Source organism: Nonomuraea sp. PA05 (genome assembly GCF_008086045.1).
Taxonomy (GTDB): Bacteria; Actinomycetota; Actinomycetes; order Streptosporangiales; family Streptosporangiaceae; genus Nonomuraea; species Nonomuraea monospora.
The window spans coordinates 151,299-173,156 of the sequence record NZ_VSEY01000006.1; the positions used below are offsets into that span (position 1 = coordinate 151,299).

20 protein-coding genes are annotated in these 21,858 nt (G+C 70.7%); 9 read left to right on the top strand and 11 right to left on the bottom strand.

Annotated elements, in window-relative coordinates; genetic code table 11:
• Position 1: 1 nt before the first annotated feature.
• Positions 2–1,621 (top strand): alpha/beta hydrolase, encoded by a 1,620-nt coding sequence (locus tag FXF51_RS11535; RefSeq protein WP_148434281.1) that lies wholly within the window; start codon positions 2–4, stop codon positions 1,619–1,621.
• On the opposite strand, the gene FXF51_RS11540 is transcribed toward FXF51_RS11535, so the two are convergent.
• Positions 1,601–3,655 carry an APC family permease gene (locus FXF51_RS11540; protein WP_148434282.1) on the bottom strand — a complete coding sequence of 685 codons (2,055 nt, stop codon included), beginning with the start codon at positions 3,653–3,655 and terminating at the stop codon, positions 1,601–1,603. The two genes, FXF51_RS11535 and FXF51_RS11540, sit on opposite strands and share 21 nt — an antisense overlap.
• Positions 3,656–3,758: 103 nt before the next feature.
• Here FXF51_RS11540 and FXF51_RS11545 point away from each other — a divergent pair, with 103 nt between their 5' ends.
• Together FXF51_RS11545 and FXF51_RS11550 are read left to right on the top strand one after the other, a co-directional pair.
• Positions 3,759–4,424 carry a potassium channel family protein gene (locus tag FXF51_RS11545; RefSeq protein ID WP_148434283.1) on the top strand — a complete coding sequence of 222 codons (666 nt, stop codon included), beginning with the start codon at positions 3,759–3,761 and terminating at the stop codon, positions 4,422–4,424.
• Position 4,425: 1 nt separating this feature from the next.
• A complete protein-coding gene (locus tag FXF51_RS11550; protein WP_148434284.1) occupies positions 4,426–5,085 on the top strand; it encodes a potassium channel family protein in 660 nt (219 codons plus the stop codon).
• 206 nt (positions 5,086–5,291) lie between these two features.
• Here FXF51_RS11550 and FXF51_RS11555 read toward each other — a convergent pair whose 3' ends face one another.
• The 3 genes from FXF51_RS11555 to FXF51_RS11565 all read right to left on the bottom strand — a co-directional run bounded on the left by FXF51_RS11555 (position 5,292) and on the right by FXF51_RS11565 (position 6,845).
• Positions 5,292–5,615 carry a hypothetical protein gene (locus FXF51_RS11555; RefSeq protein ID WP_262379441.1) on the bottom strand — a complete coding sequence of 108 codons (324 nt, stop codon included), beginning with the start codon at positions 5,613–5,615 and terminating at the stop codon, positions 5,292–5,294.
• Positions 5,616–5,641: 26 nt separating this feature from the next.
• A complete protein-coding gene (locus tag FXF51_RS11560) occupies positions 5,642–6,112 on the bottom strand; it encodes a hypothetical protein (protein WP_148434286.1) in 471 nt (156 codons plus the stop codon).
• Between the two features lie 187 nt (positions 6,113–6,299).
• The gene (locus FXF51_RS11565; protein ID WP_148434287.1) at positions 6,300–6,845 is read right to left on the bottom strand and encodes an ATP-binding protein; all 546 of its coding nucleotides are present in this window, start codon (positions 6,843–6,845) and stop codon (positions 6,300–6,302) included.
• Between the two features lie 671 nt (positions 6,846–7,516).
• Between FXF51_RS11565 and FXF51_RS11570 the strand changes: the two genes are divergently transcribed.
• Positions 7,517–8,290 (top strand): CAP domain-containing protein, encoded by a 774-nt coding sequence (locus FXF51_RS11570; protein ID WP_148434288.1) that lies wholly within the window; start codon positions 7,517–7,519, stop codon positions 8,288–8,290.
• A gap of 155 nt (positions 8,291–8,445) precedes the next feature.
• Here FXF51_RS11570 and FXF51_RS11575 read toward each other — a convergent pair whose 3' ends face one another.
• The 6 genes from FXF51_RS11575 to FXF51_RS11600 form a co-directional block, all read right to left on the bottom strand.
• Entirely contained in the window at positions 8,446–9,228 is a 783-nt protein-coding gene (locus tag FXF51_RS11575) for an endonuclease/exonuclease/phosphatase family protein (protein ID WP_148434289.1), read from the bottom strand.
• 6 nt (positions 9,229–9,234) lie between these two features.
• On the bottom strand, positions 9,235–9,738 hold the full coding sequence (gene mug / locus FXF51_RS11580) for a G/U mismatch-specific DNA glycosylase (protein ID WP_148434290.1): 504 nt from the start codon (positions 9,736–9,738) through the stop codon (positions 9,235–9,237).
• 66 nt (positions 9,739–9,804) lie between these two features.
• The gene (locus tag FXF51_RS11585; protein WP_148434291.1) at positions 9,805–11,205 is read right to left on the bottom strand and encodes a sugar porter family MFS transporter; all 1,401 of its coding nucleotides are present in this window, start codon (positions 11,203–11,205) and stop codon (positions 9,805–9,807) included.
• 68 nt (positions 11,206–11,273) lie between these two features.
• Complete coding sequence (locus FXF51_RS11590; protein ID WP_148434292.1) at positions 11,274–13,736, bottom strand: polynucleotide kinase-phosphatase; 2,463 nt, start codon at positions 13,734–13,736, stop codon at positions 11,274–11,276.
• On the bottom strand, positions 13,720–15,243 hold the full coding sequence (locus FXF51_RS11595) for a 3' terminal RNA ribose 2'-O-methyltransferase Hen1 (RefSeq protein WP_148434293.1): 1,524 nt from the start codon (positions 15,241–15,243) through the stop codon (positions 13,720–13,722). The genes FXF51_RS11590 and FXF51_RS11595 overlap by 17 nt, the downstream gene beginning before the upstream one ends.
• A gap of 215 nt (positions 15,244–15,458) precedes the next feature.
• Complete coding sequence (locus FXF51_RS11600; protein WP_148434294.1) at positions 15,459–16,373, bottom strand: LLM class F420-dependent oxidoreductase; 915 nt, start codon at positions 16,371–16,373, stop codon at positions 15,459–15,461.
• A gap of 119 nt (positions 16,374–16,492) precedes the next feature.
• Between FXF51_RS11600 and FXF51_RS11605 the strand changes: the two genes are divergently transcribed.
• The 5 genes from FXF51_RS11605 (at position 16,493) to FXF51_RS11625 (ending at position 21,226) form a co-directional block, all read left to right on the top strand.
• Positions 16,493–17,623: a hypothetical protein gene (locus FXF51_RS11605; protein WP_148434295.1), complete on the top strand. Its 1,131-nt coding sequence runs from the start codon at positions 16,493–16,495 to the stop codon at positions 17,621–17,623.
• A gap of 50 nt (positions 17,624–17,673) precedes the next feature.
• Positions 17,674–18,789: a sensor histidine kinase gene (locus FXF51_RS11610; protein ID WP_148434296.1), complete on the top strand. Its 1,116-nt coding sequence runs from the start codon at positions 17,674–17,676 to the stop codon at positions 18,787–18,789.
• The gene (locus FXF51_RS11615) at positions 18,786–19,898 is read left to right on the top strand and encodes a sensor histidine kinase (protein WP_148434297.1); all 1,113 of its coding nucleotides are present in this window, start codon (positions 18,786–18,788) and stop codon (positions 19,896–19,898) included. Before FXF51_RS11610 ends, FXF51_RS11615 begins: the two co-directional genes overlap by 4 nt.
• A complete protein-coding gene (locus tag FXF51_RS11620) occupies positions 19,895–20,494 on the top strand; it encodes a response regulator transcription factor (RefSeq protein WP_148434298.1) in 600 nt (199 codons plus the stop codon). Before FXF51_RS11615 ends, FXF51_RS11620 begins: the two co-directional genes overlap by 4 nt.
• Positions 20,495–20,650: 156 nt before the next feature.
• Positions 20,651–21,226, top strand: a complete 576-nt coding sequence (locus tag FXF51_RS11625; RefSeq protein WP_148434299.1) for a calcium-binding protein — start codon at positions 20,651–20,653, stop codon at positions 21,224–21,226.
• A gap of 65 nt (positions 21,227–21,291) precedes the next feature.
• Here the strand turns inward: FXF51_RS11625 and FXF51_RS11630 are convergent, their stop codons facing one another.
• On the bottom strand, positions 21,292–21,744 hold the full coding sequence (locus tag FXF51_RS11630; protein ID WP_148434300.1) for a lamin tail domain-containing protein: 453 nt from the start codon (positions 21,742–21,744) through the stop codon (positions 21,292–21,294).
• Positions 21,745–21,858 lie beyond the last annotated feature (114 nt).

Here is a 21,858-nt window from a genome sequence, read left to right on the forward strand (position 1 = left end):
CATGGAAAGGGTGGTGCGGCGGCGGCTCGGGTTCGGGGGGACGCTGCTGGCCACGCTGTTCGCCTGCGCCTCGCTGACGCCGTCGCTGCTGCCCCGCACGTGGCTCTACCAGGGCGTGATGGGCGCGGTCACCGGCATTCTCGGGTACGCGGCAGGCGCGGCGGTCGGGGCGCTGTGCCGTACGATGATCAAACTGCCTGATCGGGGGCGGCGGGCCGCCTGGCGGGTGATGCTCGGCGGGTGTGCCGCGCTGGTGGTGGTGGCGCTGTGGTACAGCTACGACTGGCAGCGCGACCTGCGGGCGCTCATGGGCATGGACACGCGGATCGAGTGGTTCCCGCCGGTGATCCTGGCCATGGCGGCCGTGCTGTTCGCCGCCGCGCTGCTGGCCGCCCGGCTGGTACGCCTCGGGGGCCGCAAGCTGATCTCCTGGCTGGACCGGTACGTCCCGGTGTACGTGGGTCATGCCGTCGGGGTGGTGGTCATCGGCCTGCTGGTGGCGGTGTTCGCCAACGACGTGCTGTTCAACGGGTTCGTGGCCAGGGTGAGTGACATCTCGTCCGTCGCCAACGACGGCACGCATCCGGGGGTGCGCCCGCCGGTGTCGGCGTACGTGTCGGGTGGGCCGCGCTCGCTGGTGAGCTGGGAGTCGCTGGGCCGGGAGGGCCGCCGGTTCACCGGGACGGCCGCGACGCCGGCCCGGCTGCGGGCCTTCTCCGGGAGGCCCGCGGAGGAGCCCATCAGGGTTTACATCGGTCTTGACAGCGCGGCCACTCCGCAGGCGCAGGCGGCGCTGGCCGTACGCGAGCTGGAGCGCACCGGCGCGTTCGGCAGGCCCGTGCTGGCCGTGCTCGGCACGACGGGCACCGGCTGGGTCGATCCGCACATCGCCGACACGCTGGAGTACATGTACAACGGCCGCTCCGCGATGGTCGCGATGCAGTACTCGTACCTGCCGAGCTGGGTGTCGTTCCTGGTCGACAGGGAGAAGGCGGCCGCGGCGGGCAGGGCGCTGTTCGAGGCGGTGCGGGAGCGGTGGGCGCGGCTGCCCGCGGGGGAGCGGCCGAGGCTGCTGCTGTCGGGGGAGAGTCTCGGCTCGTACGAGCTGGAGCAGGCGTTCGGCGACCTGGCGGACCTGGTGGCGCGGGCGGACGGCGCGGTGTTCGTGGGCCCGCCGAACGCCAACCCGATCTGGCACCGTCTCACCAGCGGCCGTGATCGCGGCAGCCCCGTGTGGCGGCCCGTCTACCAGGACGGCAGGACGGCCAGGTTCGCCCAGCATCCCTTCGACCTGTACCGGCCGGCCGCGCCGTGGCCGCGCCCGCGCGTGGTCTACCTGCAGAACGCCTCCGACCCCGTCGTGTGGTGGTCGCCGCAGCTCATCTACCGCAGGCCGGCGTGGCTGGAGGGGCCGCGCGGGCCGGGCGTCAACCCGCAGATGAACTGGTTCCCGCTGGTGACGTTCTGGCAGGTGCTGGTGGACATGACGAGCGCGCTGGACGTGCCGCCGGGCCACGGCCACCGGTACGGCGCCAACATCGTCGACGGCTGGGCCGCCGTGGCAGCGCCCCCGGGCTGGGGCCCCAACGACACGTGGCGGCTACGGGCGCTTGTCGGCTAGCTGCTGCGACTCCTCCTTGACCGTCTGGTGCCAGGGCCGCCGCACCGCGCCGGGCGCGAACGGCTCGGGCCTGCCCAGCAGCCTGTCGGACGAATGGAGCTGCCACGGCACGCTGGTCACCATCACGCCGGGCTTGAACAGCAGCCGCGCCTTCAGCCGCAGCGCGCTCTGGTTGTGCAGCAGGTGCTCCCACCAGTGGCCGACCACGTACTCGGGGATGAAGACCGTCACCACGTCGCGCGGCGAGCGCCGGCGGATGGCCTTGACGTAGTCGAGGATCGGCTGCGTGATCTCCCGGTACGGCGAGTCGAGCATCTTCAGCGGCACCGGGATGCCCCGCCGCTCCCACTCCTCCTGCAACTTGCGCGCCTCGTCGCCCTCCACGCCGACCGTGACGGCCTCCAGGGTGGACGGACGGGTGGCGCGGGCGTACGCCAGGGCCCGCATGGTCGGCTTGTGGATCTTCGAGACGAGCACGATCGTGTGGTTGCGGGCGGGCAGCATGGCCGGCTCGTAGTCCTCGGTGAGCTCCAGCTCGGCCGCCACCTTGTCGTAGTGCCGCCTGATGCCCTTCATCATGAGGAACAGGATCGGCATCGCGATCACCACGATCCACGCCCCGACCAGGAACTTCGTCAGCAGCACCACGATCAGCACCAGGCCCGTCATGACCCCGCCGAAGAAGTTGATCACGCGGGAGCGGTGCATCTGGTGGCGGACCCTGGGGTCGGTCTCGGTCTTCAGGTGGCGGGTCCAGTGGATGACCATGCCGGTCTGGCTGAGCGTGAAGGAGACGAAGACGCCGACGATGTACAGGTTCAGCAGGCGGCTGACGTCCGCCTGGAACCCCCACAGCAGCAGGCACGCGCCCAGCGCCAGGATGATGATGCCGTTGGAGAAGGCCAGCCGGTCGCCCCGCGTGTGGAGCTGGCGCGGCAGGTAACGGTCCTGCGCCAGGATCGAGCCGAGCACGGGAAAGCCGTTGAACGCCGTGTTCGCCGCCAGGAACAGGATCAGCGCCGTCACCGCCGAGATCACGATGAACGGCAGCGACCCGCCCCCGAACACCGCGTCGGCCACCTGCGAGATGATCGGCTGCTGGTAGTAGTCGGGGCCGACGGGCGTGCCGTCCGGCTTGAGCAGGTCCTCGGCGACGACGGACGGCTCGGCCACCTTCACGCCCGACGCCAGGCCGAGCGCGATGATGCCGCTGAACATCGTGATCGCGACCAGGCCCATCATCAGCAGCGTCGTGGCCGCGTTCTTGCTCTTGGGCTTCCTGAACGCGGGCACGCCGTTGCTGATCGCCTCCACACCGGTCAGCGCCGCGCAGCCCGACGAGAACGCGCGCAGGACCAGGAACGCCGCGGCGAAGGCGGTGAGGTTCGTCTGCTCGGGCTCGATCGTGAAGTGCGCGCTGGGCGCCTCGAGGTCCTCGCCCAGCACCAGCAGCCGGAAGCCGCCCCAGAGGATCAGGCCCAGAACGGAGATCATGAACGCGTACGTGGGAATGGCGAAGGCGGCGCCGGACTCGCGGATGCCGCGCAGGTTGACCACGGTGAGCAGGACGACGATGACGATGGCGACGGCGGGCTTGTGCTGGCCCACGAACGGGATCGTCGCGCCGACGTAGTCGACGCCGTTCGCGACGGACACCGCGACGGTCAGCACGTAGTCGACCATGAGCGCGCTGGCGACGGTGAGCCCGGCGTTCTTGCCCAGGTTGGTGGTGGCGACCTCGTAGTCGCCGCCGCCGCTGGGATAGGCGTGCACGTTCTGCCGGTACGAGGCCACGACCGTGAGCATCACGACCACGACGGCGATGGCGACCCAGGGACTGAAGGAATAGAAGGAGACCCCGGCCAGGGACAGGATGACCAGGATCTCCTGGGGCGCGTACGCGACGGAGGACAGCGCGTCGCTCGCGAAGACCGGCAGTGCGATCCGTTTGGGGAGTAGTTGCTCGTGGAGCTGCCCGCTTCGCAGGGCGCGCCCCACGAGCAAGCGTTTGACAAGATCCGTTACCTTCGCCACGTAACGAGATGCTAGCCGCATGCCGAGGCCCTAAACGCGGCGCTCCCCCCTGGGGCCATACTGGTGTCCAGCAACCGGCCGACCGCTGACGATGCGGGGGGAAATGCATATAGTGATCATGGGATGTGGCCGGGTGGGATCGACCCTCGCGCACATCCTCGAAGACAGCGGACATTCCGTCGCCATCATCGACCGCGACCCGCAGGCGTTCCGCCGGCTGCGCGCCGGGTTCCGCGGGCGGCGGGTGACCGGCGTCGGCTTCGATCGCGACGTGCTCACCGAGGCCGGCGTCGAATCGGCCACCGCGTTCGTCGCGGTCTCCAGCGGCGACAACTCCAACATCATCTCCGCCCGCGTGGCGCGTGAGACGTTCGGCGTCGACAACGTGGTGGCCCGCATCTACGACCCGCGCAGGGCCGAGGTCTACCAGCGGCTCGGCATCCCCACGGTGGCCACCGTCCGGTGGACCGCCGACCAGATCATGCGCCGCATCCTGCCCGAAGGCGCCGAGCCGCTCTGGCGCGACCCCACCGGCACCGTCGTCCTGGCCGAGGTCACCGTGAACTCCACCTGGATCGGCACCCGCGTCATCGACCTCGAGACCCGCGCCCGCACCCGCGCCGCCTTCATCAACCGCATGGGTGAGGCCGTCACCATCGCCGACGACACCGTGGTGCAGGAAGGCGACGTACTGCACGTCATCGCCGCGGAGAACGACATGGACCGGATCAACAAGGTGCTCGCCGCGGCACCGGAAGAGGACGAGTGAGATGCGCGTCGCCATCGCCGGGGCGGGGGCCGTCGGCCGGTCCATCGCGGCTGAGCTGCTGGAGAACGGGCACGAGGTCCTGCTCATCGACAACGACCCCCGGGCCATCAAGATCGACAGCGTGCCGCGTGCTGAGTGGCTGCTCGCGGACGCGTGCGAGATCGCCTCGCTGGACGAGGCGGGGCTGAACAACTGTCACGTCGTCGTTGCGTCTTCTGGTGATGACAAGGTGAATCTCGTTGTCTCGCTGCTGGCCAAGACGGAGTACGGGGTGCCGCGGGTGGTGGCGCGGATCAACCATCCGAACAATGAGTGGCTGTTCAACGAGTCGTGGGGGGTGGACGTGGCCGTCTCCACGCCGCGACTGCTCAGCGCGCTCGTTGAGGAGGCCGTCAGTGTTGGCGACCTGGTCCGGCTGATGACGTTCCGGCAGGGGCAGGCCAACCTTGTGGAGCTGACCTTGGCGGAGGACGCGCCGGTGGTGGGGCAGCGGGCGGGGTCGGTGCCGTGGCCGGTGGACTCCGCCTTGGTGGCGATTCTGCGGGAAGGGCGGGTGCTGGTGCCCACTGCGGATGATCCGTTGGAGGCGGGGGACGAGTTGTTGTTCGTGGCCAGTCAGGAGGTTGAGGAGGAGCTCGCTCACCTGCTCTCCCAGCACTGAGCCTTGCTCCCACCCGAATCCCGTTTACCGGGCTGGCCGTTGGGAGCCCGCCCCGAGCGGGCCTCGCCTTCGGCTCGGGCTGTGTTCGTCGCGGGATCGCGGCTTCGCCACGATCCCGCAGGCAAGGGGCCTCCCGGCCCCCTGCACCCCTGTGCGTTAACTCGAGTATCAGGACCTCGCACTCAATATTGGAGCGGTCCAGATCATCACTCGGTGTCCTTGGGATGTCGAGGAGATGCATAGACGACCCAGACCATGCGGTTGGAGTCATCGATCGCGTAGCGCACCCGCCCCCCGCTGGTGACCTCGAACTCCCACTGCTCCAAGTCCTTGCCGTTGTGACGATAGGTCGCGAGAGCTCCGCGTAGTCGATGCTGCCGATCGGGACTCGCGCGTGAACGGGGCGCCAGGCGCAGCGTCTCGAAACATCGGCGTGTGTTGGCCAGAGCATGACGGCACAATTCTTCCCAGCCGATGGCTGCGTCGCTGGTGCCGAACCGGATATCCCACTCGTCATCCTGCGGAGGCATCGTGACTCGATCTCCCCGCTTCGGGCTCACGCCGAGACCTGCGCTTGGCCGAAGTCGCCGCTCGTAGCCTGGCGGGCCTTGGCGTAGTCCGCAGGATCAGCCTTGATTCTTGCCGTGGCCCGCCAGCCTGCGATGACCTCCTGAGTGGTGGTGTCAACGTCCAACTCGACCGCGTCGGAGAGCGCTTCGACCAGTTCGAGGGTGAAAGCCCGTAGTTCGTCCCGTGACAGGTGTCGAACCCAGGGAAATACCTCCGGCATGGCGATGACCAGCGCACGTGCAGTGGGGTCGTGTTTGAGCAAGGCAAGGAACAGACGAGATGCGGTGGCCAGCGTCTGATCGCGTTCCTCTTCACGGCTTGCCGCAGTCAGGTAGAAGTCCGGCGCATCCCGATGTGTGACACGGACGCGTCCCAGGCGTGCCGCACGCTCGGCGACTGCGCGGGGATTTCTCGACAAGTCAGAGAAGGTGACGGTGTCGGCAGGGCTGGTGCTCACCCTGCGAGTCTATGTCAGAACGCATTCTGAAGATGATGATTCAAGCGGTCTCCCTCGAGAAGAAGCGCCCTAGGACCGCGGTCCGGGACTGGTGGCCTTTCACATGAAGGACCACGAGGAGCTCCGCGCCAAGTCCTGGATGGTTGCCGCGAGATCTAGTGCATCAGAGCAGCAGTGCAGATTGCGGTCATCGAGCCGTTATGAGCCATTCCTTCACCGCCGCCACCCGGACCTCCAGCGGCCCCCAGGGGATCGGGACGCACTCGTACCCAAGCGAGCCGTAGATGTCCCGGTGAATCCGCTCGAACCGACGAGCCTCCTCGGAGCTGATCCGCCGCGCCGCCGTCGGCGTCACGAACCCGGGGCTGCACACGAACAAGACCGTCTTCTCGTAAATCCGCAGCTCTTCGAGGCGTTCCAACTCTCGCGCCAGCACCGGCGGGACAGGATGGCCGAGGTAGACGGCCAGGGCGTAGGTGCAGATCGGGGAGCGGTCGTAGAAGTGCACGTCGCCCGGCAGGCCGTCGGCCCGCTCCTGGCGCTGCCGTTGCAGGGTGGCGACGTCCGCCACGAAGGACGGGCTCGTCCACGGCTCATCGTCCCCTTCGGCCTGGCGCAGGGCGATGACGTCGGTCGCCGCCTCCTCGACGACGGTGTGGCCGTCGAATTCCAGCCGCCGGAGGATGGCGGTCTTGCCCGCTCCGGGGGTGCCGGTCAGGATGTAGCGCTGCACTGGAACGCTCCTCACATGGTCCTGGATCCGGACGCCGTTCGACGACTGATCGTCCTGATCCGTTGGTCGTTGGGGTGCCAGGACGGTGGCGGTGAAGCCGGAGAACGCGCCGCGAGGGGCGGCGGAAGCGCCGGTCGGCGCATGGCGCGGGGCTCGGCGCGCATGGCGCGGGGCTCGGGGCGCATGGCGCGGGATGCCGGTGCGGCAGGGGAGGTGACCGTCCGGGCTGCAGCGTATCAGGCGAGCGCGGTGGAGTTGCTGCGCCCTGACGGCGGCGCGCCTGGCGTGAGACGCCGCGCATGGGTGGTCGACATCACCCTTGGCCCGCCACACCGCGCGGATGATCTTTCAGTCCGATCGGCCGAGCCTCGGCGGCATCCCGGCCACGCAAGGGGGTTTCGGTCCCTCCGGTGTGCAGGCCCGATGGCCTGCACAGACGTCCCACCGATCACTTTGGTTTACACCCGCTTTAGGGAAATATTCCGTTTTAGATGACAAGTCGGTATCGGTCCCGACAGAATGCGGTGCCATCCAGCGTCTACCGCAACTGGAGGAAACCCCCTATGCGTAGACCCCTTGGGGTACTCGCCGCAGCCGTCAGCCTGGCAGCGATCGCAGCGCCCGTGAGCGCCGCGCAGGCTGCCGCGGCGTCGGAGACGGCGCGGTGTCGCGTGAGTGTGGCAAAGCCGCAGGTCAGCGACACACTGAAGATTCAGACCTCCGCCGCTCGCCGCGGCTGCTTCAATTCCGCGCTGCTGCGCATCCGCATCCTGCGGGCCGTCCCGGGCAAGGACCCGGTCGTCAAGAGCGGCGCCACCAGGAAGGGCCGCCTCACGCTCACGCTCGCCTGCGCGCCCGGCACCTACTACGCGACCGCCACCGACTACCGCGGCCGTCCCGTCAAGTCCAAGGCCGTCAAACTGACCTGCACGCCGGGCAGCGGCACGCCGGGTCCGGGAACGCCGACCCCCAGCCCGAGCACGCCCGCTCCCTCCCCGAGCACGACGGCGCCCGCGCCGAACCCCACCACCTCGACGCCGTCCACCGGCACCGTCGGCACGGCCGAGGAGAACGAGGTCGTCGCGCTGGTCAACGCCGAGCGGGCCAAGGGCGGCTGCTCCGCCGTCAAGCACGACCCGCAGCTTCGCGCCGCCGCCTTCGGGCACTCGGCCGACATGGCGGCGAAGAACTACTTCAGCCACACCTCCCAGGACGGCCGCTCCTTCATGGACCGGATCAGGGCGGCAGGCTTCACCGGGGGCTCAGGCTGGGCCGAGAACATCGCCAAGGGGCAGCGCACGCCTGCCGCGGTCATGCAGTCCTGGATGAACAGCTCCGGGCACAAGGCGAACATCATGAACTGCAAGTACAACTTGATCGGTGTCGGCCTGGCGAAGGACTCGTCGGGCACGCTCTACTGGACGCAGGACTTCGCGGCCAGGTGATCTCCCGCGGGTGATCGGGTTTCGCCTGCGATGAGGGCCGGGGTTCTCCGGGTGCTGAGGCGCCGGAGCCTCGGCCCTGTTCATGACCCCGTACTCGTGGCGGTTCGCCGGTCGGGGTGTCGACCACCTTCTCGAAGGCGGCGGGGGCCGCTCTGTTATCGTGCCGCCACCCACGCGTGCACCGGTACGTGGTCCGACCACCCCTTCCTGGCGTGATCGACGAAGCAGCCCCGCATGCGGCCGTCGCCCGCGAACACGTAGTCGATCTTCCGTTTCCGGGTGACGTAGGTCCAGCGCTCGCGCGGGTCGCACTCGTCGCGTCCCTCATAGGCGGCGGCAGCGGCGCGCGGGACGAGATTGAGATCGCCCCCGACGACACCCCGGCGGCCGAGCGCGAACAGCTCGCGGAGCTGCCGGTGCCGGTAGGGCGCGCCCTTCTGCCGGTCGTCGTAGACCGAGCCGGACGACAGGTGCGCGGTGCAGAACGCCCGGTCGGCCGTGCAGATCGCGGGCCTGCGCAGCCCCCAGGGCGGGGTCGTCAGTGCGTGCACCTCGAAGCGGGCGTCCTGCCGGGCCAGGGCCAGGGTGACGCTCTGCACGCCGCGTGCCCGGCCGTTCCAGTCGGGGGAGCACTGGTACGGCGAGCCGTCCGGGTGGGCGAACGCGGCCGACTTGACGCTCCACGGCCGGCCGGTGCGCGCCTCCAGTTCGCGTTCCAGGCCGGCGTCAGCGCCCGTGCAGAACTCCTGGAGGAAGATGACGTCCGCCTTGGTGGCCAGTACGGCGACGTGCCAGGCCAGCTCGGCGGTGGTGCGGCGGTGGAGGGGGCAACCGCTGTACGTGCCCGCGCAGACGTTCCACGTCATTACGTGCAGCGGGGCGACCTGGGTGGGCACATCGAGGGATAACAGGGTGGCGATCACGAGATGTCGCAGCATCGGTGGTCATTCCGTCACGAGGGAGGAGCGCAGGCGGCCCATTTCCCTGGCGATCGTGGCCACCGTCCAGTGGGCGTTGAGGCCGCTCGGGTTGGGCAGCACCCACACGCGGGCCCCGCCCACCGTCTCCGGCTGCGGACCGATGACCGCCTTGGGGCGGGCGAACGCGGTGCGGTAGGCGGAGATGCCGAGCACGGCCAGCACCTTCGGGCCGAGCGCGGCGACCTTGGCGGCCAGGGCCTCGCCGCCCGCCACCAGTTCCTGGCTGGTCAGCTCCGCGGCCTTGGCGCTGGCCCGGGGGACGATGTTGGTGATGCCCAGCCCGTACGAGGGGAGCAGGTGCTGCTCGGCGGGCGCGAGCAGGCGCGGCGTGAAGCCGGACAGGTGCAGCGCCGGCCAGAAGCGGTTGCCGGGGCGGGCGAAGTGGTGGCCGGTGGCCTCGGACATGAGGCCGGGGTTGATGCCGCAGAACAGCACGTCGAGGGAGGGGCCGAGGACGTCGTCGAGCACATGCCGGAGGTTAGCCGATGAAAGGGCGTAAGCAGGCCGTGTTCTGTGGCCGGCGAGCGGGCGTGATCAGCCCATGTCCTCCAGCCTGCGGCCCTTGGTCTCGCGCACCCACTTGCTCACGAAGATGAACGACAACACCGCGAAGAGCGCGTACATGGCGTAGGTGACCGGCAGGTTCCACTCCGCCAGCGCCGGGAACGACACCGTGATCAGCCAGTTCGCGATCCACTGCGCGGCGGCGGCGACGCCCAGGGCGGCGGCGCGGATGCGGTTGGGGAACATCTCGCCCAGCAGCACCCAGACGACCACGCCCCACGACAGCGCGAAGAACAACACGAACAGGTTCGCCGCCACCAGCGCGATCGCGCCCTGCGGGTCGGGCAGCGAGACCGACTCGCCCTCGCCCCCCGCGAAGCTGAACGCCCACGCGGCCGTGGCCAGGCCGACCGCCATGCCGGCCGAGCCGATCAGGAGCAGCGGCTTACGGCCGATCTTGTCCACGAGCGAGATCGCGATGAACGTGCCCACGATGTTGATGATCGAGCTGGAGAAGCTGATCAGCAGGGAGTCGCTCTGGTTGATGCCGACCGACTGCCACAACACGGACGAGTAGTAGAAGATCACGTTGATGCCGACGAACTGCTGGAAGACCGACAGCACGATACCGATCCACACGATCGGCAGCAGACCCATCGTCCGGCCGCGCAGGTCCTTCAGGCCGGGGACGCGTTCGGTGCGCAGCACGTGCTGGATCTCGGTGATGCGGTTGTCGAGGTCCACGTCGTCGCCCTCGATCTCGGCCAGCACCTCGCGGGCGCGCCGCGTCCGTCCGGACATGACCAGGTAGCGGGGCGACTCGGGGATGGTGGAGGCGAACAGCAGGAACAACAGGGCGGGCACGACGCAGACGCCCAGCATCCACTGCCACGCCTCCAGCCCCCACAGCTCGTTGTTGACGTCGCCGCCCGCCAGGCGGGCGATCAAATAGTCGACGAGCTGCGCGACCGCGATGCCGAGCACGATGGCGAGCTGCTGGAACGATCCCAGCCGCCCCCGGTAGGCGGGCGGGGCGACCTCGGCGATGTAGGCCGGGCCGAGCACGGACGCCATGCCGATCGCGAAGCCCGCGATGACCCGCCAGAACCCCAGGTCCCACACCGCGAACGGCAACATCTGCCCGATCGAGCTGACCGCGAACAGCAACGCCGCGACCTGCATGGAGCGCGTACGCCCCCATCGGTCCGCCAGGCCGCCGCCCACCCAGGCGCCCACGGCGGAGCCCAGCAGCGCGATCGCCACCACGAAGCCGGTCTCGAACGAGCCCACCTGGAAGTGCTTCTGGATGCCGATGACGGCGCCGTTGATGACGGAGCTGTCGTACCCGAACAGGAACCCACCGATGGCGGCGGCCGCCGTGATGAAGATGACGTGCCCTAGATGCTCATGATGGGTGTATTGCGTAGCCATGCGGTTACCTCCCCGAATGGTCGGGGAACTACCCGGCGATCACTCACCTATTCCATCAAGGTCGCAGCTCAGAGGCGTGGGTCGACCGGTTCGGACTCCAGGGCGAGCACGGCGAAGACCGGCTCGTGCACCCGCCAGCCCGCCTCACCGTCCGCCAGCCGCGACAGCGCCTCCAGGCCGAGGGCGTACTCGCGCAGCGCCAGCGACCGCTTCTTGCCGAGGAAGCGGCGCCGCAGCACGTCCAGCGACTCGGTGTAGTCGGGGCCGTAGATGATGCGCAGGTACTCGCGCCCGCGCACCTTCACCCCCGGCTGCACCCGGCCGGGCACGTACGAGGCGGGCTTGACCACCATGCCCTCGCCGCCGTCCGCCGTCATCGACTCCCACCACGCGGTCGCCGCCGCCCTGGACTCCGGCGAGTCCAGCGTGACGAACACGTGCCGGGTCGCGGTGATCAGCGGCGAGTCGAGCAGCGCGAGCGTGGACAGGTGCCAGGCGTGCGGCTCCAGCGCCGTGGCCCGCCCCTCGCAGGCCAGGATCTGGAACGGAGCCACCCGGATGCCCTCCAGCCCGTCGACGGGCCAGCAGTAGCGGGCATAAGCGTCGCGAAACAGGGCAGCGTTCTGCGAGCGGCGGCGGGCGCGGTCAAGCAGATCGCTCACACCCAGCCCGCGCCCGGCCGCCGCCTCCAGCGCCGCGACCGCCTCCGGCAGCGCCGCGCGGGCCGCCGCGCCGACGGAGGCGTACTGCGACCTGATCAGCTCCCCGGCCTTGGCCGACCAGGGCAGCAGCTCGCAGTCGAGCACCACCCAGTCGGACTCCAGCGCGGGCCACAGCGGCGCGCACGCCTCCCGCAGCCGCTCCACGAGCGGCGCGGTGTCGGCGAAGAACGGCCGTCCCGTACGGGTGTAGAGCGCGCCCGCGCTGCCGTCGTCCACCCCGAACCTGGCCGCGGCCACCTCCGGCGTCCGGCACAGCACGGCCACGGCCCGCGAGCCCATGTGCTTCTCCTCGCACACGACCTCGCGCACCCCCGCCGCGGCGAACTCCTCGAACGCCTCGTGCGGGTGCTCCAGGTAGCCGTCGAGCCTGGACGTCTCCGGCGGGGCCATGGTCGGCGGCAGGTACACCAGCCAGCGCGGATCCACCGCGAAGCGGCTCATGACCTCCAGCGCGGCGGCGGCGTTCTGCTCCATGACCTTGACCCGGCCGCCGGTCCTGGTCTCGACGTGCCGGGTGCCGGTCACGTCGTTGATGTCCAGCATGCCCGGGTCGCGGCCGCCGGTGGCCGACAGCGGCTTCGCCGGCTCGTACCACATCTTCTCCGCCGGAACCTGGACGAGCTGACGCTCCGGGTAGCGCAGCGCGGTCAGGTGGCCGCCGAACACGACGCCCGTGTCGAGACAGATGGTGTTGTTCACCCATTCGGGGGAGATCGTGGGGGTGTGGCCGTAGACGACCATGGCCTTGCCCCGGTACTCGTCGGCCCACGGGTAGCGGACCGGCAGGCCGTACTCGTCGGTCTCGCCCGTCGTGTCGCCGTACAGGGCGAACGCCCGCACCCGGCCCGACGCGCGGCCGTGGTACTCCTCCTTCAGCCCCGCGTGCGCGACGACCAGCCGGCCGCCGTCCAGCCGGTAGTGGCTGAGCAGGCCGTCCATGAACGTCCTCGCCCGCGCCACGAACTCGGGCGGCTGCGCGGCGAGCTGGTCGAGCGACTCCTGCAGACCGTGCGCCACCTTCACCTTGCGGCCGTTCAGCGCGCGCACCAGCTTCTGCTCGTGGTTGCCCGACACGCAGATCGCGGTGCCCGCCTCCACCATGTCCATGACCAGGCGCAACACGCCCGGCGTGTCCGGCCCGCGGTCCACCAGGTCGCCGACGAACACCGCCGTCCGCCCGTGGGGGTGCCGCAGACCCTCCCAGCCCAGCTCGCGCAGCAACGTCTCCAGCTCCGAGCGGCAGCCGTGCACGTCGCCGATGATGTCGAACGGGCCCGTCAGCTCCGTCTTGTCGGACCACGCCTTCTCGTACGCGATCGTGGCGGCCTCGACCTCCTCCAGGCCGCGCAGCACGTGCACCCGCCTGAAGCCGTCGTTGGAGATCTTGCCGAGCGAGCGCCGCAGGTCCTTGCGCTGCCTGATCACCACGCCGGGGCCGAAGTCACGGTCCGGGCGGGCCGTGTTCCGCTCGATCGCCACCTCCTCCGGCACGTCCAGGACGATCGCGTCGGCCAGCACGTCGTGCCGCCTGGCCAGGTCGATGAGGCTCTTGCGGGCGGCGTACTGCACGTTCGTGGCGTCCACCACCGTGAACAGCCCCCTGGACAGGCGCACGCCGACGATGTGGTGCAGCAGGTCGAACGCCGCCGGGGTGGCCGCCTGGTCGTTCTCGTCGTCCGAGACCAGGCCGCGGCAGAAGTCGGACGAGATGACCTGCGTGGGCTTGAAGTGCCTGCGCGCGAACGTGGACTTGCCGCTGCCCGACACCCCCACGAGCACCACCAGGGAGAGCTCAGGAACGCTGATCAAGGGTGAACACTCCCATCTGGGTCGGCGGGCCGAGCTCGGGGTCGTCGTCGCCGACCGGGGCGAAGGCGACCTGGTAGCCGTACCGGCCGGCCACCCGGGTGGCCCAGCCGGCGAACTCCGCTCTCGTCCACTCGAAACGGTGGTCGGGGTGGCGCAGGCCGGTCAGGAACTCGTAGCGGACGTTGTACTCGACGTTCGGGGTGGTGACCAGCACGTGGCGGGGCCTGGCGCGGCCGAACACCACCTGTTCCAGCGCCGGCAGGCGCGGCGGGTCCACGTGCTCGATCACCTCCATGAGCACCGCGGCGTCGTAACCGGACAGGCGCTTGTCGGTGTACGTGAGCGCGCCCTGGAACAGGGTGAGGCGGGCGCGCCTGGCGTCGGGCATGCGGTCGAGGCGGAGTTTGCGGGCGGCGATGGTGAGGGCCATCGGGGAGACGTCCATGCCGGAGACCCGGGCGAATCTGGGCCTGGTGAGCAGGGCGCCGACCAGCTCGCCCTGGCCGCAGCCGAGGTCGATCACGGTGGTCGCGCCGAGTTCCTCCAGCTTGGTGAGGATGGCCTCGCGGCGGAGGGTGTTGAGGGGCTTCGGCTTGGGGGTGGTGGGCTGGTCCTGGGGGAGGGGCTCAGGGTGAGGGCCGGCGGCTTCGGCTTCTGCGGCGGCTGCCTCGTCGGCGGCTTCGGCTTCTGCGGCGGCTGCCTCGTCGGCGGCCGTCACGTTCGCGGGGGCGTCCTCCTCGACCGCCGGTTCCAGCTCCTCCTCCGTCTCGTCGCCCAGCTCGGCCAGCCGCGCCAGCGCCGTGCGCGCCAGGGCCCAGCGCCGTCCCAGGTACCGCCGGGTGATCAGGCCGCGCTCCGGATGGCCGCCCAGCCACCCTTCACCGGCCCTGATCAGCTTGTCCACCTCGTCGGGCGCGACCCAGTAGTGCTTGCCGTCGTCGAGGACCGGCAGCAGCACGTACAGGTGGTTGAGCGCGTCGGCGAGGCGGATGGCGCCACGCAGGGTGAGCCCGACATATCGGGACTCGCCCCACTCGGGGAAACCGTCGTCCAGCGGCACCGGCCGTGCGTCCACCTCCCAGCCGAGCGGCTCGAACAGCCTTCGCGCCAGCTCAGGACCGCCCCGGCAGGGCAGCGCGGGCAGCCGCAGCTCCAGCGGCAGCGGCGTGCCGGGCAACTCGGGCCTGGCCTTGCACCGCCCGGCCCGCGCCGTGCGGAACACGTCGGCCAGCGCCACCGCCAGCAGCGACGAGGCCGCGTACGGGCGGTCGTTGACGTACTGCGACAGGGTGAAGTCGGGGGAGTTCTTGCCGCGCGACCTGACCAGGGCGATCGGGTCCACGTCCAGCAGGAGCGCCACGGTGCAGCGCTCCTCGGCCGCTTCCGGATAGAACACCGTGGCCTTGCCGAACGACTGGCTGAACTCCTGCACGCGATCGGGGTGCTTGTGCAGGAGAAAGCCCAGGTCGGTGGCGGGCCTGGCGGTGGTCGTGATCGTCAGCAGCACATCCCAAGTCTGCCGCAACCTCGCAAAGCGCCGCCAACCGATTACCGCCCGCGCGCCCACCCCGAACCGCCGCCCACCCCGAACCGCCGCCCACCCCGAACCGCCGCCCACCCCGAACCGCCGCCCACCCCGAACCGCCGCCCACGCGGGGCCGCCGCCCATGCGGGGCCGCCGCCGCGCTGGGCCGCCCGGCCGGGCAGCCGTGTGGCCGGTCGTCACACGTGGGGCAGCACCTCGGCGGCGATCAGCTCCAGGTGCTCCAGGTCGCCCAGGTCGAGGATCTGCAGGTAGATCCGCTCGGCCCCGATCCCCGCGAACTGCCCGATCTTCTCCAGAACCTCCTCCGGCGTCCCCGCCAGACCGCCCTCCCGCAGCCGATCGGGATCCTCACCGATGGCGGTGGCGCGCCGCTCGACCTCCGCACGGTCCTTGCCGACCACGGTCGTCTGCGCCGCCGAGAGCCGCAGGGTCCGCCCGGTCCCCTCGCAGGCCTGGCGCACCCGGTCGAAGGCGTCGCGGGTGTCGCCCACGGTGTGGAACGGCACGTTGTACTCGTCGGCGTACGCGGCGGCCAGGCGGGGCGTGCGCTTGGCCCCGATCCCGCCGATGATCACCGGCGGCCGGGGCCGCTGGGCGGGCTTGGGCAGCGCGGGGGAGTCGGCCAGCCGGTAGTAGCTGCCCTCGAAGGAGTAGCTCTCCTGCGCCGCCCACAACCCGGTGAGGATCTCCAGTTGCTCCTCGAACCGCCCGAAGCGCTCGTTCATCGGCGGGAACGGGATGCCGTAAGCGGAGTGCTCGCCGTCGAACCAGCCGGTGCCGAAGCCCAGCTCGACCCGGCCGCCGCTCATCTGGTCGACCTGCGCCACGGTGATCGCCAGCGGCCCCGGCAGCCGGAACGTGGCCGGCGACACCAGCGTGCCCAGCCTGATGCCGGACGTCTCCCTGGCCAGGCCGGCAAGGGTGATCCACGCGTCGGTGGAGCCGGGGCCCTGGTCGCCGGCGCCGATGCGCTGGTAGTGGTCCGACCGGAAGAAAGCGTCGAAACCCAGGCGTTCGGTGGCCTGGGCGACGGCGAGCAGGTCGTCATAGGTGGCGCCCTGCTGGGGCTCGGTGAAGATCCGCAGCTTCATGGTCCACATTATCCGCACACAACGGACGTGAACCGGAAAAGGCCCGCGCCGCGCCGTACGGGCTTGCTAGCGTGCGGGGGCAGTGCTGTAAGTAGCCGACCGAACACTCGGGGTGGCCCATGCCTCGGCACAAGAGGGAGCCCGGCCTGCTCCCGCGCCCGTTCGCCGTTCTCGGGGCGCTCGCGCTCGCGGCCGGCACCGTCACGGTGGTGCGCCTGCTACCGGCGGACGCCACCGCGCCGTCGCGTCCGCCTGCCGCGCGCCCGTCCGGCACGCCGCCGCCGACTCCGGCGGGGGCGCCGCACGCGGCGTTCGTGGGGTTCGTGGACACGGCCCGCGAGCCCACGTTCGACCTGCCAGGACAGGCGCGTCGCACGGGGGTGCGCCGGTACGCGCTCGGCCACCTGGTGGCGGGCGGCGACGGCTGCTCACCCAAGTGGAGCGGCCTGCCGGACACGGACCCGCCGGTCATGGCCGGCGGCGCGGACCAGAGCGCCGCAACGGCTGACGACGCGAGCCAGGACAGCGACGTCCCCGATCAGGAAGGCGCCGGGGCCGCCCGCGCCCACACCCGCGCCGGCCTTCTCGACCCGGGCAGGAACCCGGTGGCCAACCGGATCGGCAAGCTGAGGGCGATGGGCGGCGACGCCGCGCCCGTGTTCGGCGGCCCCGACGGCCCGGAGCTGGCCGCCACCTGCACCAGGCCGGGCGGCCTTGCCGCCGCGTACCGCCGGGTGGTCGGCGCGTTCGACGCCGAGGCCGTCGACTTCGAGGTGCGTGACAGCGCCGACCGGGCCGCGGTGCTGCGCCGCGCGCGGGCGATCCACGCCGTGCAACGCGAGCGGCGGCTGAAGGTGAGTTTCTCGCTGCCGCTGCGCCGCGACGGCCTGGCCCCCGGCGACGCAGCGATGTTGCGCGCCACCCGCGAGGCGGGCGCCGAGGTCGGCACGGTCAACCTGCTGGCCGCCATCGAGCCGCGCAGCACGCGGGGCGCCCGGCTGGGGCTGGTGGCGGCGTCCGTGCGGGCGGCGGCGGAGCAGGTCGCGCGGGCTCATGGCCTGACGGACCCCGTGGCGGCGTGGCGCAGCATCGCGCTGACGCCGGTGCTGGCGGACGCGGGTGACATGAGCGAGCGCGACGCCCGTACGCTCGCCGATTACGCCGCCCGTCGCGGCCTCGCATGGTTGTCACTGCGCGGAGTCACCCCAAAGCCGGACGTTTCCCGAATTCTTTGGCGAAGTCCTGCCTGAAGATAGGATTCCGCTGACAGAGAGGCAACAGTCAGCAGGGGGAGGGCGTGATGGCGACACGTCCCGACACCGCGCGCAAGCTGCTGCTCTACTGGATGTACGGCACGATGGGCCTGGTCTGGCTCATGTCCGTCGTCTACATCACCGGCGACGCGGTGAGCGGCAAGCTGCCCGTCGGCACATCGGTGGTCAACGCCGTCCTGGTGACCGGCTTCTTCGTGCTCAGCCCGATGCTGCTGACCGAGGCCTTCGAGCACCGTCCGAAACCCACGCTGAAGCTGCTGGCCGCGGGCCTGATGTCGGTGGTGCTGTTCTTCACCTCGCCTCTCGACGGCGCGTCGACGGCGATGTGGATGCAGACGCTGACCTTGTGGATGTCGCTGGCCGCCCTCTATCTGCCGCTGCGCGCGACGATCGTGCTGGCGGCGTCGCTGTCCGCCGGCGTCGCGGCCTACGCCGGCTTCGTGACCGGCCAGCCCTGGCAGAGCATCCTGCTCATCGAGGCGCTCAACTCGTTCATCATGATCGCCGCCATGCTCGTGTGGCGCTGGTTGTGGTGGGTGATCAGGGACGCGCACAAGAGCCGCGAGGCCAGGGCCAGGCTGGCCGTGGCGGAGGAGCGGCTGCGTTTCGCCCGCGACCTGCATGACCTGCTCGGGCACAGCCTGTCGGTCATCACGCTGAAGAGCGAGCTGGCCGCCAAGCTGGCGACCAAGGACACGGACCGGGCCGCCGCCGAGATGGCCGCGGTCCGCGCGCTGGCCGGTGAGTCGCTGTTCGAGGTGCAGCAGGCGGTGCACGGCTACCAGGCGCTCGACCTGGACGAGGAGCTCGCGGGGGTGCGCGCGGCGCTGGAGGCCGCCGGGGCGAGCTGCGTGATCGAGGCCAGCACGGACGGCCTGTCGCCGTCCGCCAGGATGCTGCTGGCCTGGGCGGTGCGCGAGGGCGGCACGAACATCCTCAAGCACAGTGCGGCCACGCGGTGCGTGATCAGGATCGACGAGGGGGTGCTGGAGATGGTCAACGACGGGGTGACGGACCTGGGGGCGGCGCCGGGGAGCGGCCTGCGCGGACTGTCGGAGCGGCTGCTCACGGAGGGCGGCTCGTTCTCCGCCGGCCCCACGCAGGGCGGGCACTTCCTGCTGCGCGCGGCGGTGCCGGCGTGAAGGTCTTCGACCGGCTGCGGAACGCCAGCAAACTGACCAAGGTCCGCTGGCTGATGGTCTACTGCGCGGACCTGCTGCTGCTGGTCCCGCTCTTCGGCTACTACGACCTGTATCTGCGCTGGCGGGAGTTCGGGGTTCCGCTGTGGCTGGTCCTCATCGGCGCCGTCCTGCTGCTGATCTTCAACGTGCTCAGCACGCGTCCGTTCAGGATCGCCGTGCGCGGCGGGAAGCGTCCCGCCGCCATCCTGGCGATCACCGGGGTGATCGCGGTGCTGCTGGCCGCGGCCGGGCAGGTGTTCGCGCTGCCCACCTGGCTGGCGCTGCTGGCGCTGTTCGTGCGCGTCCGCACCGCCATCGCCGTGTGCGCCGTGTCGATCGTGCTGTTCAACGTGTACGCCTCGCTCGCCGGGAACTTCACCGTCCCGCTGCTGATCTTCGTGCAGACCGTCTTCACCACGATCAGCGTCGGCGCCCTGCTGGCCAACCTCAAGCTGTGGCGGCTCACCATGGAGGCGTACGAGGGGGAGGAGGCGATGGCCAAGCTGGCGGTCTCGGAGGAGCGGCTGCGTTTCGCCCGCGACCTGAACGACCTGCTCGGCCGCAGCCTCACCGACGTCGCCGTCCGCACCGAGCAGGCGGAGCGGAGGCTGCGCGGGGACCCGGAGGCGGCGGCGGCCGAGATGTTCGAGGTGCGCGACCTTTCCCGGCGCTCGCTGCGCGAGGTGCGCACCGTCGTGCAGAACTACCGCGCCATGGACCTGGACGAGGTGCTGTCCAGCGTGCGCGCGGTGCTGGAGGCGGCGGACGTGCGCTGCACGGTGCGCGCGGACACCGGCTCGCTGCCGGCCGAGACCAGGACGCTGCTGGCCACCGTCGTACGCGAGGGCGCGACGAACGTACTGAAGCACAGCAGGGCAGAACGCTGCACGATCACGATCGAGAACGGGGTGCTGGAGATGTCCAACGACGGGGTCAGCGGACCGGTCGGCGAGCACGCGCCGATCGGCCTGGCCGGGCTCGCGCAGCGGGTGCGCGCGGCGGGCGGCACCCTGGAGGCCGAGCCCGTGGCGGGCGGCCGCTACCTGCTGCGGGCGGCGGTGCCCGCATGACGACCCGCGTGCTGCTGGCCGACGACGAGCACCTGATCCGCGGCGCCATCGCGGCGCTGCTCGACCTGGAGGACGGCATCGAGGTCGTCGCCCAGGTGGGCAGGGGCGACGAGGTGCTGGCCGCGGTGGCCGAGCACCGTCCCGACGTGGCGGTGCTCGACATCGAGATGCCCGGGATGGACGGGTTGAGCGCGGCCGAGCAGATCAGCTCCCAGTGCAAGATCGTCATCCTGACCAGCCTGGGCCGCCCCGGCTACCTGCGCAGGGCCATGGCGGCCGGCGTCAGCGGCTTCCTCGGCAAGGACGCCTCGGCCGAGGAGCTGGCGATGGCCATCCGCAAGGTCCAGTCCGGCGGACGCTACCTGGACGCGGAGCTGGCGGCGGCGGCGATGGCGGCCGGGGACAGCCCGCTGACCGAGCGCGAGCGCGACGCGCTGCGCCTGGCCGCCGAGGGTGCCACGATCTCCAGGATCGCCGCGGAGCTGCACCTGACCGAGGGCACCGTGCGCAACTACCTGTCCAGCGCCATGACCAAGCTCAACGCGCAGAACCGGCTGGAGGCCATCCGCACGGCCCAGCAGATGGGCTGGCTCTGACACCAGGCAATTCCACACAGAACGCCTGTCTGTTCCGGCACTGAGCCCAGGCCCTCACCCGAGCTGTACTCATCTTCGGCCGCCGATACGCGGCGGCCTGTCATCAGGAGACCGCAGCCGGCCGACTGGCCGCGGTCATCCGACAGAGGGGGAGAGATGGGTACGACAGGGGCCACCGAGAGACGTTCGAGAGCCACCGTCCTGCGCCGGCACGGCGTGCGCGCGCTGACCGCGGGCGCCGCGCTGGCGGCCTCACTGCTGGCCGTGGCCGGCCCGGCGCACGCCGCCGCCAACGTGAGCGTGTCGGCGCCGATCCTGCAGATCACCGCGGACGGCGCCAACGACGCCATCACGGTGACGCAGGTGGGCGGCAGGCTGGTGGTCAGGAACGACGGCGGGCTGCTGTTCCCCGGCGCCGGTTGCGTGGCGACCGCCAAGAACGTGTCGGTGTGCGACGCGGACGGTGTCACCACCATCGCGGCGGACACGGGCGCAGGGGACGACACGCTGACCAACAGGACCACGCTGCGCTCGAGGGTCGTCCTCGGCGCCGGCTCGGACCAGTTCTTCGGCGGTACGGCCGTGGACATGGCGGCCGGCGAGGCAGGCAACGACCGGATGGCCGGCAACACGGGCAACGACGTGCTGATCGGCGGCGACGGCGTGGACAGCGCGAACGGCGGTGACGGCGTCGACAAGTGCGACGCCGAGACCGTCACGGCCTGCGAGTAAGGAAAGGGCGCTCCCGGCCGCGGTCTCAGGTACGCGGCCGGGAGCGCCGGGTCCGGCGGCCGGTGTCAGCAGGTGACGTAGGCGGACCGGCTGGCGGCCTTGTAGGAGCAGGAGTCGACGAGCTTGCCGGTGGCGTTGCGCACGTAGGCGGTGTCCTGGTCGTTGTTCCACACGTACTGCCTGCGGTTCCAGAACACGCTGCTCGTGCCGTCGCCGCCCTGCCCGGTGCGCAGCGTGATCCGCTTCTTCGGCCCCAGCACCGCGTCCGCGCCGAACTCGTAGGTGTAGCCGGTCTTGTCCCGCACGCTCCAGCCTTCGAGGTCGATGGCCTTCCTGGTGGTGTTGAGCAGGGTGACGTACTCGGCGTTCAGCGAGGCGTTGGAGCGCCGGTCCGCCCCCGGCGAGTCGTAGTAGATCTTCACGATCTGGAGGGCGGGGGCGGCGGCCTGGGCGGGCAGCGCCGCGCCGAACGTCGCACCGGCAGCGAGCAGCGCTGCGAGCGTGGAGGCGAGTCTCACCGTCGAGTTCCTTCACGAATGTATGGGGCTTATGTGACGGATGTAGGACGGTGGAGGGTGGCTCCTGGTTGTCCCCGCGCGGACCATATGTACGGGGTTCGGGAGCGTTCTCGC

Coding starts and splice junctions, on each gene's coding strand:
- FXF51_RS11545 (WP_148434283.1), top strand. CDS start 3,759: ATGCATATAGTGATCATGGGATGTGGCCGGGTGGGATCGACCCTCGCG.
- FXF51_RS11610 (WP_148434296.1), top strand. CDS start 17,674: ATGGCGACACGTCCCGACACCGCGCGCAAGCTGCTGCTCTACTGGATG.
- FXF51_RS11605 (WP_148434295.1), top strand. CDS start 16,493: ATGCCTCGGCACAAGAGGGAGCCCGGCCTGCTCCCGCGCCCGTTCGCC.
- FXF51_RS11575 (WP_148434289.1), bottom strand. CDS start 9,228: ATGCTGCGACATCTCGTGATCGCCACCCTGTTATCCCTCGATGTGCCC.
- FXF51_RS11535 (WP_148434281.1), top strand. CDS start 2: ATGGAAAGGGTGGTGCGGCGGCGGCTCGGGTTCGGGGGGACGCTGCTG.
- FXF51_RS11620 (WP_148434298.1), top strand. CDS start 19,895: ATGACGACCCGCGTGCTGCTGGCCGACGACGAGCACCTGATCCGCGGC.
- FXF51_RS11550 (WP_148434284.1), top strand. CDS start 4,426: ATGCGCGTCGCCATCGCCGGGGCGGGGGCCGTCGGCCGGTCCATCGCG.
- FXF51_RS11585 (WP_148434291.1), bottom strand. CDS start 11,205: ATGGCTACGCAATACACCCATCATGAGCATCTAGGGCACGTCATCTTC.
- FXF51_RS11625 (WP_148434299.1), top strand. CDS start 20,651: ATGGGTACGACAGGGGCCACCGAGAGACGTTCGAGAGCCACCGTCCTG.
- FXF51_RS11555 (WP_262379441.1), bottom strand. CDS start 5,615: ATGCCTCCGCAGGATGACGAGTGGGATATCCGGTTCGGCACCAGCGAC.
- FXF51_RS11600 (WP_148434294.1), bottom strand. CDS start 16,373: ATGAAGCTGCGGATCTTCACCGAGCCCCAGCAGGGCGCCACCTATGAC.